Source organism: Streptomyces sp. CB02414 (assembly GCF_001905385.1).
Lineage (GTDB): Bacteria > Actinomycetota > Actinomycetes > Streptomycetales > Streptomycetaceae > Streptomyces.
Map to the genome: position 1 here is coordinate 13811 of NZ_LIPF01000015.1, position 16682 is coordinate 30492.

The 16682-nt window shown below is 68.1% G+C and carries 10 protein-coding genes; 2 read left to right on the forward strand and 8 right to left on the reverse strand.

Going from position 1 to position 16682, the window contains the following annotated elements; genetic code table 11:
- Positions 1-183 precede the first annotated feature (183 nt).
- From AMK11_RS34895 to ngcE, 7 genes are all read right to left on the reverse strand, one after another.
- Positions 184-1476 carry a sugar ABC transporter permease gene (locus tag AMK11_RS34895; protein WP_073732151.1) on the reverse strand — a complete coding sequence of 431 codons (1293 nt, stop codon included), beginning with the start codon at positions 1474-1476 and terminating at the stop codon, positions 184-186.
- Positions 1473-2264 carry an ATP-binding cassette domain-containing protein gene (locus tag AMK11_RS34900; protein WP_073732152.1) on the reverse strand — a complete coding sequence of 264 codons (792 nt, stop codon included), beginning with the start codon at positions 2262-2264 and terminating at the stop codon, positions 1473-1475. The genes AMK11_RS34895 and AMK11_RS34900 overlap by 4 nt, the downstream gene beginning before the upstream one ends.
- A 163-nt stretch (positions 2265-2427) precedes the next feature.
- Positions 2428-3531: an ABC transporter substrate-binding protein gene (locus AMK11_RS34905; protein WP_073732153.1), complete on the reverse strand. Its 1104-nt coding sequence runs from the start codon at positions 3529-3531 to the stop codon at positions 2428-2430.
- Between the two features lie 133 nt (positions 3532-3664).
- Positions 3665-4876: an ROK family transcriptional regulator gene (locus AMK11_RS34910; RefSeq protein ID WP_073732154.1), complete on the reverse strand. Its 1212-nt coding sequence runs from the start codon at positions 4874-4876 to the stop codon at positions 3665-3667.
- Between the two features lie 232 nt (positions 4877-5108).
- The gene (locus AMK11_RS34915; RefSeq protein WP_073732155.1) at positions 5109-6017 is read right to left on the reverse strand and encodes a carbohydrate ABC transporter permease; all 909 of its coding nucleotides are present in this window, start codon (positions 6015-6017) and stop codon (positions 5109-5111) included.
- Positions 6014-7075 carry a carbohydrate ABC transporter permease gene (locus tag AMK11_RS34920; protein WP_073732156.1) on the reverse strand — a complete coding sequence of 354 codons (1062 nt, stop codon included), beginning with the start codon at positions 7073-7075 and terminating at the stop codon, positions 6014-6016. Before AMK11_RS34920 ends, AMK11_RS34915 begins: the two co-directional genes overlap by 4 nt.
- A 7-nt stretch (positions 7076-7082) precedes the next feature.
- A complete protein-coding gene (ngcE, locus tag AMK11_RS34925; protein ID WP_079187891.1) occupies positions 7083-8495 on the reverse strand; it encodes an N-acetylglucosamine/diacetylchitobiose ABC transporter substrate-binding protein in 1413 nt (470 codons plus the stop codon).
- 612 nt (positions 8496-9107) lie between these two features.
- On the opposite strand from ngcE, the gene AMK11_RS34930 reads away from it, so the two are divergent.
- Positions 9108-12911 (forward strand): GH92 family glycosyl hydrolase, encoded by a 3804-nt coding sequence (locus AMK11_RS34930; RefSeq protein ID WP_073732158.1) that lies wholly within the window; start codon positions 9108-9110, stop codon positions 12909-12911.
- 156 nt (positions 12912-13067) lie between these two features.
- Complete coding sequence (locus AMK11_RS34935) at positions 13068-13598, forward strand: hypothetical protein (RefSeq protein WP_073732159.1); 531 nt, start codon at positions 13068-13070, stop codon at positions 13596-13598.
- Positions 13599-13671: 73 nt separating this feature from the next.
- Here AMK11_RS34935 and acnA read toward each other — a convergent pair whose 3' ends face one another.
- Entirely contained in the window at positions 13672-16386 is a 2715-nt protein-coding gene (gene acnA / locus AMK11_RS34940) for an aconitate hydratase AcnA (protein WP_073732160.1), read from the reverse strand.
- Positions 16387-16682: the final 296 nt, after the last annotated feature.

Below are 16682 nucleotides of genomic sequence, written 5' to 3' on the forward strand. Positions count from 1 at the left end.
CCGGGCGGTGCGTCGTACGTCACGCGTTCGGCCTTACCCATCCGGAACCTGTTCTACGACTTCTACGTCCCGGGGGCGCGGTCCGCCCGCCGTCCCGGTCGGCGGGCGGACGACGGACCGCCCGCCCGGGGGCTCAGCCCGGGCGGGCGGTGGGTCGGCAGCGACGGGCGCGCTGGGCGCCTCCTAGGCGCGGCCGGCCGTCTTCTGCGTCTTGCGGGTGACCGCGTCGATGACGACGGTCGCCAGCAGCACGCCACCGGTGATCATGTACTGGACCGGCGAGGCGATGCCCTCCAGGGCGAGGCCGTACTGGATGGAGACGATGACCATCACACCGAGCAGCGCGTCCCAGGTGCGGCCGCGGCCGCCGAAGAGGGACGTGCCGCCGATCACGGCCGCGGCGATGACGTTCATCAGGAACTCACCGGTGCCCGCGCCCTGGTTGGCGGAGGCGATCTTCGACGCCACGAACAGGCCGCCGATCGCGGCGAAGGTGCCGGCGATCGCGAAGACCGAGATCCGGACCAGCTCCACGTTGATGCCGGCGCGGCGGGACGCCTCGACGCTGCCGCCGAGCGCGAAGACCTTGCGGCCGTAGGAGGTGCGGCGCAGCACGAAGTCCGTCAGCAGCAGGAAGGCCAGGAAGATCACCACGGCCAGCGGCAGGCCCTTGTACTGGTTGAAGACGATCGCCACGGCGAAGGCCAGCACGGCGAGCAGCACCGTGCGGACGATGACCTCGTTCAGCGGCCGGGACGGCACCCCGGCGGCGGCGCGGCGGCGGTTGTCGAAGAAGGCGGAGACGAAGTACCCGGCCGTCACGACGATCGCCAGGCCGTAGGCGGCGGCCACGTCGCTGAAGTAGTAGCTGGTCAGCTTGACGACGATGCCGTCGCTGTTCAGGTTGATGGTGCCGTTGCTGCCGAGTATCTGCAGCATGAAGCCCTGCCAGAACAGCAGGCCGGCCAGTGTCACGGCGAAGGCGGGGACGCCGATGCGGGCGAAGAAGAAGCCGTGGATGGCGCCCGCCACGGTGCCGGTGAGGATGGCCAGGACCAGGGCCAGGACCTCGTTCATGCCGTGCGTGATGTTCAGCACGGCGAAGGTGGCGCCCGCGACACCGCTGACCGAGCCGACCGACAGGTCGATCTCGCCCAGCAGCAGGACGAACACGATGCCGATGGCGATCATGCCCGTGCCGACCATGGTGACCGACATGTTGGAGAAGTTGCCGGCGGTGAGGAAGTTGGAGTTCAGGCTGGTGAAGATGGCCCAGATGATCAGCAGGCCGGCGACGACCGGGATGGACCCGAGGTCGCCCGCCTTCATCTTCCGCTTGAACTCGGCGAGGTAGCCCGCGAATCCCTGCTCGCGCACCAGCAGCCGCGGGTCGACCGCGGTGGCCGCGCCGGAGGCCGCGGCGGGGTTCTCCGCCGTCTTGTCCTCGGCGGGCGTGGAGGTCTTGTCGATGCTCACTTCTTGATCTCCCCATTGGTGCGCGCCGCACGACGGGTCACGGCGTTCTCCGTGGCGCCCGTGATGGCGGAGATGATCTCTTCCTGCGAGGTCGACTTGACCTCGAAGACGCCGTTGTTGCGCCCGAGGCGCAGGACGGCGACCTTGTCGGCGACCGCCTTGACATCGGCCATGTTGTGGCTGATGAGGATGACGGCGTGACCGCGCTCGCGCAGCCGCTCCACGAGGTCGAGGACCTGCGCGGTCTGCTCGACGCCGAGGGCGGCGGTGGGCTCGTCGAGGATGACCAGCTTGGGCTCGCCGAGCATGGACCGGGCGATCGCCACGACCTGGCGCTGACCGCCGGAGAGGGAGGCGATCGGGATGCGGACGCTGGGGATGCGGATGGACAGCGTGTCCAGCAGCTCGCGGGAACGGCGCTCCATCTCGACCTCGTCCAGGACACCGCGCTTGAGGATCTCGCGGCCCAGGTAGAGGTTGCCGACGACGTCGATGTTGTCGCACAGCGCGAGGTCCTGGTAGACGGTCGCGATGCCCAGGTTCTGGGCGTCGTGCGGCTTGTTGATGCTGACGGCCTTGCCGTCCCACTCGATGGCGCCTTCATCGATGGGGTGCACGCCGGCGATCGTCTTGACCAGCGTGGACTTTCCGGCTCCGTTGTCGCCCACCAGGGCGACCACCTCACCGGCGTGGACCTCAAGCTCTACGTCGGTGAGCGCCTGGACGGCACCGAATCGCTTGGAGACCCCGCGCAACGCCAGCACGGGCGTAGCGGACACGTGAACCATCTCCTTCGCCGCCTGACCCGGCGGGAGGTTGTGCAGAAGTATGAGGGGGGTTGTTCCGTCCGGCGCCCCGCTTAGCTTGCGGGGCTGTTGAGTGCGGGGCACCGGAGGAAACCGGGGGCAGCCGGCCCCGTACGCGCTCAGGCGGTACGGGGAGCGGGACTGCTTACTTGAGGCCGATCTTGTCGCAGGCGGCCTTGTAGTTTCCGGCGCAGATCTCGTCGAGGGTGTAGAAGCCCTCCTTGATGACGGTCTCCTTGATGTTGTCCTTGGTCAGCGAGACGACCGGGACGAGCACCGACGGGACGCCCTTGGTGGTGGCGCTGTCGGACTTGCTGGTGGCGATGGAGTCGAGCGACTCGCCCTTGGCGAGGGCGACGGCCATCTCACCGGCGACCGCGGCCTCCTGCGGGTAGGACTTGTAGACGCTCATGTACTGCTCGCCGGTGATGATCCGCTGCACGCCCGCGAGTTCGGCGTCCTGGCCGGTGACCGGGATGTCGGCGATGCCCGCGCGCTTGAGGGCGGTGATGATGCCGCCCGCCATGCCGTCGTTGGCGGAGTACACGCCGATGATCTTGTCCTTGCCGATGGCGGAGATCGCGGCCTGCATGTTGGCGTTGGCGTTCTCCGGCTTCCACTCCTTGGTGTCGTACTCGCGGCCGATGTTCACCTTGCCGTCCAGGACGGAGTGGGCGCCCTCCTTGAACTGGGCGGCGTTCGGGTCGGTGGAGGAGCCGTTCATCATGACGATCTGGCCGTCCTTGGCCTTGTCGCCCAGCGCCTTCAGCAGGGCCTCGCCCTGGGTCTTGCCGACCGTGACGTTGTCGAACGAGGTGTAGGCGTCGATCGGGCCCTCGGCCAGGCGGTCGTAGGCGACGACCGGGATGTCCGCCTGCTCGGCCTTGGTGATGGAGCCGGCGATGGCCTTGGAGTCCACCGCGTCCACGATCAGCACGTCGACCTTGTTGGTGATCATCGTGTCGACCTGCTGCGCCTGCAGCGTGGCGTCCTGCTTGGCGTTGGCGTAGACGACCTCGCCCTTGCCGTTCGTCAGCTCCTTGACCTTCTTCTCGATCAAGGGCTTGTCGAACTTCTCGTAGCGCGCGGTCTGGTTCTCCGGAAGCAGCAGCCCGACCTTGATGGCGTCGCCCTTCTTGGCGGCCGAGTCGGACGAGTCCTTGCTGTCGTCGGCCTCCTTGGCGCTGCCACAGGCGGCGAGCGAGACTGCCATCGCGGTGGTGGCAACGGCAACGGCGGCACGACGCATACGCGTGTTCACTTCAGAAACCTCCCTGACGAGGCCGCGTCGTTGCGGCCGAGGTGGCTGGAAGTCAACTCGGCCACACGTGCGACGTCAAGAAGTAAATCCTTAACGAGATGACAACGGTGCCATCCGTGCTCTAAGTGAAGGCAGGGGTGGCCACCGGCAGAGCACTGGTCGCAGTTCCGTCCAAGAGGGTCGAATCGCCCATCTCGCTGAGCGCCAGGGCGAGCGCGCCGAGCACCTCGGCGCGGCCCCCGAGGGCCCCGGAGAAGACGGAGAGCTGTCGCGCCGCGCTGGGGATCGCGTACCGGCCGACGGACTCCCGGATCGGCCCGAGCACCAGCTCACCGGCCTCCGCGAGGTCGCCGCCGAGGACGACGCGGCTCGGGTTGAGCAGGTTGCAGAGGTTGGCGACCCCGCTGCCGATGTGCCGGCCCACGTCGGCGATGACCCGCCGGCAGCCCGGGTCGCCGTCCCGCGCGAGCCGCACGACGCCCTCCATCGTGAGGTCGGTGCCGTGGCTCGGCTGGAGCAGCGGGAGCACGTAGCGGGCGGAGGCGAAGGTCTCCAGGCAGCCCCGGTTGCCGCAGCGGCAGACCGGGCCGGCCTCGTCGAGGGTGATGTGCCCGATCTCGCCCGCCGTGCCGCCGGGGCCGCGGTAGATCTTGCCGTTGATCACCAGGCCGGCGCCGACGCCGCTGGCGACCTTGATGTAGGCCAGGTCCCGCACGCCCCGCCCGCTGCCCCAGACCAGCTCGCCGAGGGCCCCGAGGTTGGCGTCGTTGTCCACGTGCACCGGCACGCCGAGCCGCCCCCGCAGCTCCTCGGCGGGCTTGGTGCCGCCCCAGCCGGGCAGGATGGCGGTCGAACCCAGCGTCCCGGACTCCACGTCGATCGGGCCGGGCACGCCGAGGCCCACTCCGGCGATCTTGGAGCGGTCGACGCCGGTCGCCTCGATCAGCCGGCTGACCAGCTGCTCCGCCCGGTCGAAGCCCTGCGCGGCGGACGCGTCCACGTCCAGCGGCTCGGACTCCTCGGCGAGCACCTGGTGGGCGAGGTTGCCCACCGCGACGCGCAGGTGCGTGTGCCCGAAGTCCACGCCGATGACGATGCCGGCGTCCCCGCTCAGCGAGACGCTGCGGGCCCGGCGGCCGCCCGCCGAGGTGGGCGTGACCTCGACCGTCCCGCCTTCCTTCAGTTCCCGGACGATGTTCGAGACCGTGGCCGCGGACAGCCCCGTCGTCCTCGCGATCTCCGCCTGCGTGAGCGAACCGGCGAGACGTACCGCTCGTACGACCCGTTCCAGGTTGGCTCGGTGCAGCGACGACTGCGACCCGGGAGTCTCCATTGACTCTCACCCTCATCCCTGGGTCCGCGTCACCCGGTGTGATGCGGACCTTGTACAAGTTATTAACCCCAAACTCCGCTGGATCGCCCAGTGGCGTCAAGCCCTTGAAAGAAATCGGTTCCACGCCGTGTCCACGGCCGACTACCGGCGGTACGCCACAGGGGTCCGGTCCCGGAGAGCTGTCTCTCCGGGACCGGACCCCTGCGTACGACGGGTGGAGCGGCGGTGGGCGTCAGCGGAAGGTGCCCTGCGACACCGAACCGGCGATCCGCCGCTGGAAGACGCAGTACACGATCAGTACGGGCACCACCGTGACCACGATCGCCGCGAAGAGCGCACCGTAGTCGATGTCGTAGACCTGCGAGGACGCGTAGGCGGCCATGCCCTGGGTGAGGACCCATTTGTCCTGGTCGGTGTTGAGCGCCACCGGCAGCAGGAACTGGTTCCACAGGCCCAGGAAGTTGAAGATCGCCACCGCCGCCATGCCCGGACGGGCCATCGGCAGCATCACCTGGAAGAACGCCCGCCAGTCCCCGGCACCGTCGATCAGCGCGGCCTCGTACACGTCGTGCGGCAGCGACCGGAAGAACGAATAGAGGAAGAACATCGTGAACGGCAGCGCGAACGCGACATAGGTGAGGATCAGTCCGGGACGGGTGTTCAGCAGCCCGAAGTTCTGCAACTGGAAGAAGAGCGGAACGATCGCCAGGAAGACCGGGAAAGTCAGGCCGGCGAGCATCACGTAATAGATCAGCCGGCGTCCGGGGAACTCGAACCGGGCGAGAATGTAGGCGCACATCGCGCCGAGCAGCATCACCAGGACCAGTGCCGAGACCACGACGATCACGGAATTCAGGAAGTATTTCCCGATGTTCGCGTCGGTCCACGCGTTCGCGTAGTTCTCGAACCGCCACTGATCCGGCAGCGAGAACGGCGACGAAAGGATCTCGCCGGTCGATTTGAACGACGACATCAGCACCCACAGCATGGGCACGATCACGATCACGGACCACAGGATCAGCAGGGCGTGCGAGATCGCCGCGAATCTGCGGTCGCTGCTCGCGGCGGCCCTCGTCAGCTTGCGGTCGGTCGCCGGTTTCCGGTCACTGGCCGGCTTCCGGTCGGCGGCGATGACGCTCACCGGGCACCTCCCTTGGCTGCGGCACGCCGAGCCCTGGACCCAGGTGCTTTCCTCTTGCTCTCGCCCTCGCCGCCGCCCGTGAGGCGGTTGACGAGGAACACCAGCGCCGCGAACACCAGGGTGACGACGGCGAGGACGACGCCCATCGCGGTGGCGTAGCCGAACTGCTGCTTGGCGAAGGCGACGTTGAACAGACGCTGGCTGATCGTCAGGGTCGAGTTGGCCGGACCGCCGTTCGGCACCATCGCCTGGACGTAGACGAACGCGTCGAGTGCGGCGATGCCCAGGTAGATGTACGCCGTCTGCACGCTGTCCCGGATCGCCGGCAGGGTGATCGAGATCGTGGTGCGGAACCGGCCGGCCCCGTCGATCTTCGCCGCCTCGTACAGCTCGCCGGGAACGCCCTTGATCGCGGCGATGAAGAGCACCGCGTAGAACCCGACGAGCCCCCAGATGATGACGAACATCACGGCCGGCATCGCGGTGGCCTTCTCGCCCAGCCACGCGAACGTCTCGAAGCGGTCGAGGCCGAGGCCGGTGAGGACGCCGTTGAGCAGGCCGGCGTTCGGGTCGTACATCTGCGCCCAGATCAGACCGACGATGATCGCCGGCACGACGTAGGGGAAGAACGAGATGATCCGGTAGAACGACGCTCCCCGGATCCCTCGGACGGGGCCCTTGCTGGGCCCGCCCAGGGTGATGGCCACGGCGACCCCGAGGGCCAGCGTCAGCGTCACCAGCGGCACGAAGGCCGCGAGGAGCGCGACGTTGCGCAACGCCTTCAGGAAGATGTCGTCCTGGAACATCTTCGTGAAGTTGTCGAAGCCTACGAAGTTGTAGTCCGGGCTGAAGCCGCGCCAGTCGGTCATCCCCCAGAAGATCGCCTGGCCGAACGGGATCAGAACGAAGATCACGAAGATGGCCAGCGGGACACCGAGGAACGCGAGGAAGAACGTCACCCGGTCGAACGTGAGCCTGCGGCGCCGTGGCCGCCCGCCGCGAGCGGCCGGCTCGGGCCGGCGGCTCGCGGCGTCGGAGGTGGTGATGTTTTCTTTCATCGCCGTACTAGCTGATCTTGATCTTGTCGATGGAGTCGTCTTCCTGGACCTTGTCGGAGATCTTCTGCAGGGCCGAGGTGAGGCCCTTGCGGTCGAGGTCACCGGAGAGGAACGAGTTCCACGGCACCAACTGGTCGGTGTTCATGCCGTATGCCTCGACGAACCTCCTCATGTCGTAGATGTTGTCGCCCGCGGCCTCGAGCATCTTCGTCTGGGAGACGAGGGCGGCCGATCCGAAGCCGTCGGCGGGCACCGTGCCCTTGACCACCGTCGGGGCCAGCTTGGTCTTGGAGAAGTTGGCGGCCGCCTTCTCGGACAGCATCGCCCGCAGCACTTCCTTGCCGCCGGCCGGGTTCTTGCCCTGCTTGGGCACGATGAACGGCTCGCCCGCCGCGGCGTGGAGCGACTCGTAGGGCAGCTTCGGCTTGTCCGTGAGCGTCATCTCCGGGAATCCGGTCATCTGGAAGTCCGCCTTGGTGGCGTTCTTCATCTCGTTCTCGATCCAGCCACCGGACGGGTAGAGCAGTGCCTTCTGGTCGTTGCTCCAGATCGCCTGCGCCTTCTGGAACTGGGTGCCGGAGCCGCCGGGGACGAACATCTTCTCCTTGATCATGGTCTCCATGACCTTGAGGACGCCCTGGATGGCCGGATGCGACCAGGCGTTCTTCTCGAGATTGCCGAGAGCGAGCCGGACCTCGTCACCGCCCTCCTTGATCGCTGAGGCGAACAGCATCGTCTGGTAGTAGGTCGCGGCTTCCTTGCCGTGGACGAAGAGGTACTTGCCCTTCTTCTTCGCCTGCTGGCCGAGGTCGAGCGCCTCGTCCCAGGTCTTCGGCGGGGTCCAGCCGTTCTCCTCGAAGAGCGTCTTCGAGTACCAGACGCCGTACACCGTCATCACGTACCGGAGCGCGACGAACTTGCCGTTGTACGTTCCGGGGTCCTTGACGCCGGGGTAGACGATGTCGGCGATCTTCTTGCCCTCGTAGGTGTTGGCCTCGAAGAGGTCGTCGAGCTCCTCCAGCTGGTCGAGGATGCCGAGGAAGCCGATCTGGTCCTCACCGGAGTTGTCGATGAGGTCCGGCGGGTTGCCGCCGACGAAGCGGGGCTGGAGCTGGGGGGCGATGTCGACGACCGGCTTGACCTGGACCTTGAGTCCCTTGACCTGGCTGCCGAGCACCTGGTTGGTGTAGTCGACGTAGTCGGTGCCGTAGCCGCCGTCGAAGATGGCCGCTTCGACCGAGGAGTTCGCGGCGACCCCGAACGGGTTGTTGGCGCTCTTCTCGCCCTTCGGGCCGCCGTCGCCGTCGCCGTCCTCGCTGGAGGGAGAGCTGCACGCGACCGCGAACGAGCCCATCGCCGCGGTGGCGATGGCCCCGCGCAGGAGCGTCCGCCTGTCAAGAGAACCGGCACGAATGGTCATCTCTGCATCCTCACTGATCGATTGGTTCTGTCCGGGTGTGCTGCGTGTGCGGCCGCCGTGACCGGACCGGTCCCGCGCCGGCCGCACGTGAGGCGTTGTCGCCGTCGTCTCGGAGCCGCGGTGCGGCGCCGATGATCAGCTGAGCGATGCCGGCACAACAGTCGCCGGGGCCGGAGCGGCGGTCGCGCTCCGCCTGATCAGTTCGTGATGGCCCACGCCGGTGGTGGATCCCATGCTCAAGTCCTCGCCTTCTCCAGGACTCAGGCGGTGAACCGGATCCTCCCCGGCACCGCGTTCGGGTCAAGCTGGGTCGTGCAGGAAATGCGGCCGTACAAGGTCGGGTGCGGTGAAGATGCCCCGGAGTGCCGACAGGTATAGTCCACTTCCGGCCGACTGAGCAAGATCGAATGCAAGGTTGGCGGTACGTCTTTTCCGAGTTGAGACCTCCCGGAAATATGAGTGGGCTGTGTGCCACTTGCCGGAAGAATCCCCGGCATAAGCCCCGAACGCCACATCCAACACCCTTGACATCACTTGCCACTTGACCCCTACTGGTCCTTGCGCAGTTGAATTGACAACGTTGTCCCCAGGCGCTGGGAGGGTGGTCCGGGCATGCGGTACAGGGTTCGGCACAGATGGGGTCCGGCGGTCGTGTTGACGACCGCCTTCGCCGTGGCGGCGGGTTCACAGGGGGCGGCGGTCGCACTGCCCGCCGCGCCCGCGAAGACCGACCGGGAGTTCGCGTCCTCGTTCGAGGCGGACGACCCGGTTCCGGACTGGCTCGACACCGTGGACACGGGGCCGGGCGGGAAGAAGCGCTCCTCGGGCGTGGACGGCGGCTACCGCACCGGCATACCGGGCAATGTCACCGACCGCGTCACCGAGGTGCGGGCCAGCGCCGAGAACACGGGCGGCGGGGAGGTGAAGGAGAACCTCGTCGACGGTGAGCCCACCACCAAGTGGCTGGCGTTCGAGAAGACCGGCTGGGTCGAGTTCGACCTGGACGAACCAGCGAAGATCGCCAAGTACGCCCTCACCTCGGCCAACGACCACGACGAGCGCGACCCGGCGGACTGGACGCTCAAGGGGTCGGCGGACGGCGAGACCTGGCAGACCGTGGACAGCCGCTCGGGCGAATCCTTCGGCGAACGCCTCCAGACGAAAACGTACGAACTGGACGGACCGGCCGAGTACCGGCACTTCCGGCTGGAGATCACCAAGAACAACGGCGGGGACATCCTCCAGCTCGCCGACGTGCAGCTGGCCACCGCCGACACCGAGACGCCCGTCCCCGAGGACATGCTCTCGCACGTGGACCGCGGCCCGACCGGCTCGCCGACGGCGAAGGCGGGCGCCGGCTTCACCGGCACGCACGCCCTGAAGTACGCGGGCCGGCACAACGCGGACGGCCGGGCTTACTCGTACAACAAGGTCTTCGACGTCAATGTGAAGGTCGAGCGCCGCACCGAGCTCAGCTACAAGATCTTCCCGTCGATGGCGGACGGCGACCTCGACTACGACGCCACGAACGTCTCCGTCGACCTCGCCTTCACCGACGGCACCTACCTGAGCGACCTCAAGGCCACCGACCAGCACGGGTTCCCGCTGACGCCGCGCGGTCAGGGCGACGCCAAGATCCTCTACGTCAACCAGTGGAACAGCGTGCGGTCGGGGATCGGGTCGGTCGCGGCCGGCAAGACCGTCGACCGGATCCTGGTGGCCTACGACTCCCCCAAGGGCCCGGCGAAGTTCCGGGGCTGGCTGGACGACGTGGAGATCGAGCGGGCCAGGCCCGAGCGGCCCAAGGCCCACCTGTCCGACTACGCGCTCACCACCCGCGGCACCAACTCCAGCGGCAGCTTCTCGCGCGGCAACAACATCCCGGCGACCGCCGTGCCGCACGGCTTCAACTTCTGGGTCCCGGTGACCAACGCCGGTTCGCTGAGCTGGCTGTACGACTACGCGCGCGGCAACAACGCGGACAACCTGCCCACCCTCCAGGCGTTCAGCGCGAGCCACGAGCCGAGCCCCTGGATGGGCGACCGGCAGACCTTCCAGGTGATGCCGTCCGCGGCCTCCGGCACCCCGGACACCGGCCGGGAGCAGCGCGAGCTGGCCTTCCGGCACGAGAACGAGACGGCCAGGCCGTACTACTACGGCGTGCGGTTCGAGAACGGCCTGAAGGCCGAGATGGCGCCCACCGACCACGCGGCGATGATGCGCTTCACCTACCCCGGTGACGACGCGAGCGTGATCTTCGACAACGTCGAGGACCAGGCCGGTCTGACCCTGGACGAGGAGAACGGCACCTTCCACGGCTACTCGGACGTCAAGTCCGGGCTCTCCACGGGCGCCACCCGCCTCTTCGTCTACGGCGAGTTCGACTCCAAGGTCACCGGCGGCGGCTCCAGCGGCGTCAAGGGCCACCTGCGCTTCGACGCGGGCAGGGACCGCACCGTGACGCTGCGCATCGCGACCTCGCTGATCGGCGTCGACCAGGCGAAGGACAACCTGCGCCAGGAGATCCCGAAGCGCGCCTCCTTCGACAAGGTCAAGCGCGACGCCCGCAAGCAGTGGGACCGCGTCCTCGGCAAGGTCGAGGTCGAGGGCGCCACGCAGGACCAGCTGACCACCCTGTACTCCAGCCTCTACCGGCTGTACCTGTACCCGAACGCGGGCCACGAGAAGGTCGACGGGAAGTACAAGTACGCCTCCCCGTTCTCCAAGGCGGTCAAGGAGGACACCCCGACCGAGACCGGCGCCGAGATCGTGGACGGCAAGGTCTACGTCAACAACGGCTTCTGGGACACGTACCGGACCACCTGGCCCGCGTACTCCTTCCTGACCCCGTCCAAGGCCGGTGAGCTGGTCGACGGCTTCGTGCAGCACTACAAGGACGGCGGCTGGACCTCCCGCTGGTCCTCCCCGGGCTACGCGGACCTGATGACCGGCACCTCCTCGGACGTGGCGTTCGCCGACTCCTACGTCAAGGGCGTCGACTTCGACGCGAAGGCGGCGTACGACGCGGCCGTCAAGAACGCCACCGTCGTGCCCCCGTCCTCGGGCGTGGGCCGCAAGGGCATGGCGACCTCGCCGTTCCTCGGCTACACCAGCACCGAGACGCACGAGGGCATGTCGTGGGCGCTGGAGGGCTACCTCAACGACTACGGCATCGCGAAGATGGGCGAGAAGCTCTACGCGGAGACCGGCGAGAAGCGGTACAAGGAGGAGTCGGCGTACTTCCTGAACCGCGCCCAGGACTACGTCAACATGTTCGACGCGAAGGCCGGCTTCTTCCAGGGCAAGGACCTCGCGGGCAAGTGGCGCGTGGACTCGGACAAGTACGACCCGCGCGTGTGGGGCTACGACTACACGGAGACCAACGGCTGGGGCTACGCCTTCACCGCCCCGCAGGACAGCCGTGGCCTCGCCAACCTGTACGGCGGCAGGAAGGGCCTGGGCGACAAGCTCGACGAGTACCTGTCCACGCCCGAGACGGCCTCCCCGGAGTTCGTCGGCTCCTACGGCGGTGTCATCCACGAGATGACCGAAGCGCGGGACGTCCGCATGGGCATGTACGGGCACTCCAACCAGGTCGCCCACCACGCCCTGTACATGTACGACGCGGCCGGGCAGCCGTACAAGACGCAGAAGAACGTCCGCGAGGTGCTCTCCCGCCTCTACACCGGCAGCGACATCGGGCAGGGCTACCACGGCGACGAGGACAACGGCGAGCAGTCGGCCTGGTTCCTCTTCTCCGCGCTCGGCTTCTACCCGCTGGTGATGGGCAGCGGCGAGTACGCCATCGGCTCCCCGCTGTTCAAGAAGGCGACCGTGCACCTGGAGAACGGCCGCGAGCTGGTGGTCAAGGCGCCGAAGAACAGCAACCGGAACATCTACGTCCAGGGCCTGAAAGTCAACGGCAAGCGCTGGAACTCCACCGCGCTCCCCCACGACCTGATCGCCCGGGGCGGTGTCCTGGAGTTCGACATGGGCCCGCGGCCGTCCACGTGGGGCACCGGCGAGAACGCCGCGCCGGTGTCGATCACCGAGGACGACGAGGTGCCCACCCCGCGCGCGGACGTGACCGTGGGCGAGGGAGCTCTGTTCGACGACACGTCGGCGACCGAGGCGGCCGTGACGTCGGTGGAGCTGCCGGTGTCCGGCGAGGGTGCGAAGGCCGTCCAGTACACGCTGACGTCGCCGGCCGACGGCGCGAAGGCCCCGGCGGGCTGGAAGCTCCAGGGTTCGGCCGACGGTACGGCCTGGCGGACGCTGGACGAGCGCTCGGGCGAGTCCTTCGCCTGGGACCGGCAGACCCGGGCGTTCTCGGTGAAGTCGCCGGGGACGTACCAGAAGTACCGCCTGGTGCTCGACGGTGAGCACACGCTGGCGGAGGTGGAGCTGCTGGCGTAGGCGGACCCGGCTGGGTGCGGTGGCGGGTTCGGGCAGTGGCCTGAACCCGCCACTTCCGTGTGGGGACCCGTTCCCCGTGCGTGACCGATGCACCAGAATGAGCGCGCCTGAGGCAGCCGCCGCAGGCGCATCGCGCGTCTATCCGAGGGGGAACACGTGCGGACACACATCGGCAGACGGTTCACAGGACTGGTCACGGGCGCGCTCCTGGCCGCGGGGGCCCTGTTCGCGACGGCCGCTCCGGCCCAGGCGTACAGCCCCGACCCCAGTGTCTCCACGTACTACCGCGACACCGGCACCTGCCCGTGCAGCGGTGGCAGCCTCACCGACCCGTTCGACAACACGTACTTCGCGCACGACGCGGGTGGCTGGGCCGTCAAGATGGAGCTGAGCGACGCGGGCTGGTTCGTCGGCAAGGTCGAGTTCCATCCGAGCGGCGAGAAGCTCTGGATCTACGACACCAAGAACGACGGCGACACGTTCTACGTGTCCGTCGCCTACTCGCACAACGGGTCGCGCCACAACCTCGGCACCTTCTCGGCGCCGGGCACCTCGGACGTCGTGGACCTGACGGTCAAGGACTTCAGCATCCCCGACGGCGCGTACGTGGACATCACGCTCTACGACGACTCGGGCCGCTCCGACTACATCGCGGCGGCGAGCGGCACCGGCGGGGCCATCGCCTGACCCGGCACCCGGCACGGCGAGGGCCGCACCCCCGTCACCGGGGATGCGGCCCTCGACCGCTGTGCGGTGCCGCCTACTTGCGGATCAGGCTGCGCAGCACGTACTGCAGGATGCCGCCGTTGCGGTAGTAGTCCGCCTCACCGGGGGTGTCGATGCGGACGACCGCGTCGAACTCCACACCGGTGTCGGTGGTGACCTTGACCGTGCGCGGGGTGGTGCCGTCGTTCAGCTCGGTGACGCCGGAGATGGAGAAGGACTCCTCGCCGGTCAGGCCGAGGGAGGACGCCGACTGGCCCTCCGGGAACTGGAGCGGCAGGACGCCCATGCCGATGAGGTTCGAGCGGTGGATGCGCTCGTAGGACTCGGCGACGACGGCCTTGACGCCGAGGAGCGCGGTGCCCTTGGCGGCCCAGTCGCGGGACGAGCCGGAGCCGTACTCCTTGCCGGCCAGGACGACGAGCGGGATGTTCTGCTCGATGTAGTTGCGGGAGGCGTCGTAGATGAACGACACCGGACCGCCGTCCTGCGTGAAGTCGCGGGTGTAGCCGCCCTCGGTGCCCGGCGCGATCTGGTTGCGCAGGCGGATGTTGGCGAAGGTGCCGCGGATCATGATCTCGTGGTTGCCGCGGCGCGAGCCGTAGCTGTTGAAGTCGCGGCGCTCGACGCCGTGCTCCGTCAGGTACTTGCCGGCCGGGGTGTCGGCCTTGATGGCACCGGCGGGCGAGATGTGGTCCGTGGTCACCGAGTCGCCCAGCTTGGCGAGCACGCGGGCGCCGGAGATGTCCTCGACCGGGGCCGGCTCCATGCCCATGCCCTCGAAGTACGGGGGCTTGCGGACGTAGGTGGACTCGCCGTCCCACTCGAAGGTGTCGCCGGTCGGGATCGGCAGCGCCTGCCACTGGGCGTCGCCGGCGAAGACGTCGCTGTAGGACTTGGAGAACATGTCCTCGCCGATGGCGTTGGCGACGACGTCGTTGACCTCGGCCTCGGAGGGCCAGATGTCCTTCAGGAAGACCGGGTTGCCGTCCTGGTCGGTGCCCAGGGCCTCCGTGGTGATGTCCACCTTCATGGAGCCCGCGAGCGCGTAGGCGACGACCAGCGGCGGGGACGCCAGGTAGTTCATCTTGACGTCGGGGTTGATCCGGCCCTCGAAGTTGCGGTTGCCGGAGAGCACCGAGGTGACGGCGAGGTCGTGGTCGTTGACGGCCTTGGAGACCTCGTCCGGCAGCGGGCCGGAGTTGCCGATGCAGGTGGTGCAGCCGTAGCCGACGAGGTTGAAGCCGACCTTGTCGAGGTAGGGGGTCAGGCCCGCCTTCTCGAAGTAGTCGGTGACGACCTTGGAGCCCGGGGCGAGGGTGGTCTTGACCCACGGCTTGCGGGTCAGGCCCTTCTCGACCGCCTTCTTGGCCACCAGGGCGGCGGCGACCATGACGTACGGGTTGGAGGTGTTGGTGCAGGAGGTGATGGCCGCGACCGTCACCGCACCGTGGTCCAGCTCGTAGGTGGTGCCGTCGGGGGCGGTCACCGGGACCGGGTTGGACGGGGTGCCATTGGTGACGGCCGGGGAGTCGGAGGCCGGGAAGGACTCCTTGCCCGCCTCGTCCACGACGTCCACGTAGTTGAGGACGTCGGTCTTGAACTGCTGGGCGGCGTTGGCGAGGACGATGCGGTCCTGCGGGCGCTTCGGGCCGGCGATGGAGGGCACGACCGTCGCGAGGTCGAGCTCCAGCTTCTCGGAGAAGTCCGGCTCGGCCTTCGGGTCCAGCCAGAGGCCCTGCTCCTTGGCGTACGCCTCGACCAGGGCGACCTGCTGGTCGCTGCGGCCGGTCAGGCGCATGTAGTTCAGCGTCTCGTCGTCGACCGGGAAGATCGCGGCGGTGGAGCCGAACTCCGGCGACATGTTGCCGATGGTGGCGCGGTTGGCGAGGCTGGTGGCGGCCACGCCCTCGCCGTAGAACTCGACGAACTTGCCGACGACGCCGTGCTTGCGGAGCATCTCGGTGATGGTCAGCACGAGGTCGGTGGCGGTGGTGCCCGGCTGGAGCTCACCGGTGAGCTTGAAGCCGACGACGCGCGGGATCAGCATGGAGACCGGCTGGCCGAGCATGGCGGCCTCGGCCTCGATGCCGCCGACGCCCCAGCCGAGGACGCCGAGGCCGTTGACCATGGTGGTGTGCGAGTCGGTGCCGACCAGGGTGTCCGGGTAGGCCTTGCCGTCGCGGGTCATGACCACGCGGGCCAGGTGCTCGATGTTCACCTGGTGGACGATGCCGGTGCCGGGCGGGACGACCTTGAACTCGTCGAAGGCGGTCTGGCCCCAGCGCAGGAACTGGTAGCGCTCCTTGTTGCGGCCGTACTCCAGGTCGACGTTCTGCTTGAAGGCGTCGTTGGTGCCGAACTTGTCGGCGATGACGGAGTGGTCGATGACCAGCTCGGCCGGGGCGAGCGGGTTGATCTTCGCCGCGTCACCGCCGAGCTCCTTGACGGCCTCGCGCATGGTGGCGAGGTCGACGACACAGGGCACGCCGGTGAAGTCCTGCATGATCACGCGGGCCGGCGTGAACTGGATCTCCTGCGACGGCTGGGCCTGCGAGTCCCAGCCGCCGAGGGCGCGGATGTGGTCGGCGGTGATGTTCGCGCCGTCCTCGGTGCGGAGCAGGTTCTCCAGCAGCACCTTCAGGCTGTAGGGAAGGCGCGCGGAGCCCTCGACCTTGTCCAGCCGGAAGATCTCGTACGACTCGTCGCCCACCTGCAGCGTGCTGCGGGCGTCGAAGCTGTTCGCCGACACGACAGTCTCCTTCATTTATGTGCGCGTACCACCGCATCCTGCCGCCACGCCGCCCTGGCCAATCCGCTAAGGTAAGGCTAAGTTAGGTAACCCTTACCGTCGGACCGGCCGGCGTGCGGCTTCGGTGCGCCTCGGCAGATATCTCGATGTCGAGATAACTCTAGTACATAGGGGCGGACTGGTCATGCTCGGGCGCGGTGTGGCGTGCGCCCCATCCCGGGTGACCCCTGCGGCCATCACTACGCCGGACGGGGGTATCCGACTTGTGCCGGGCGCGCGTGCCCGGCACGACTCGG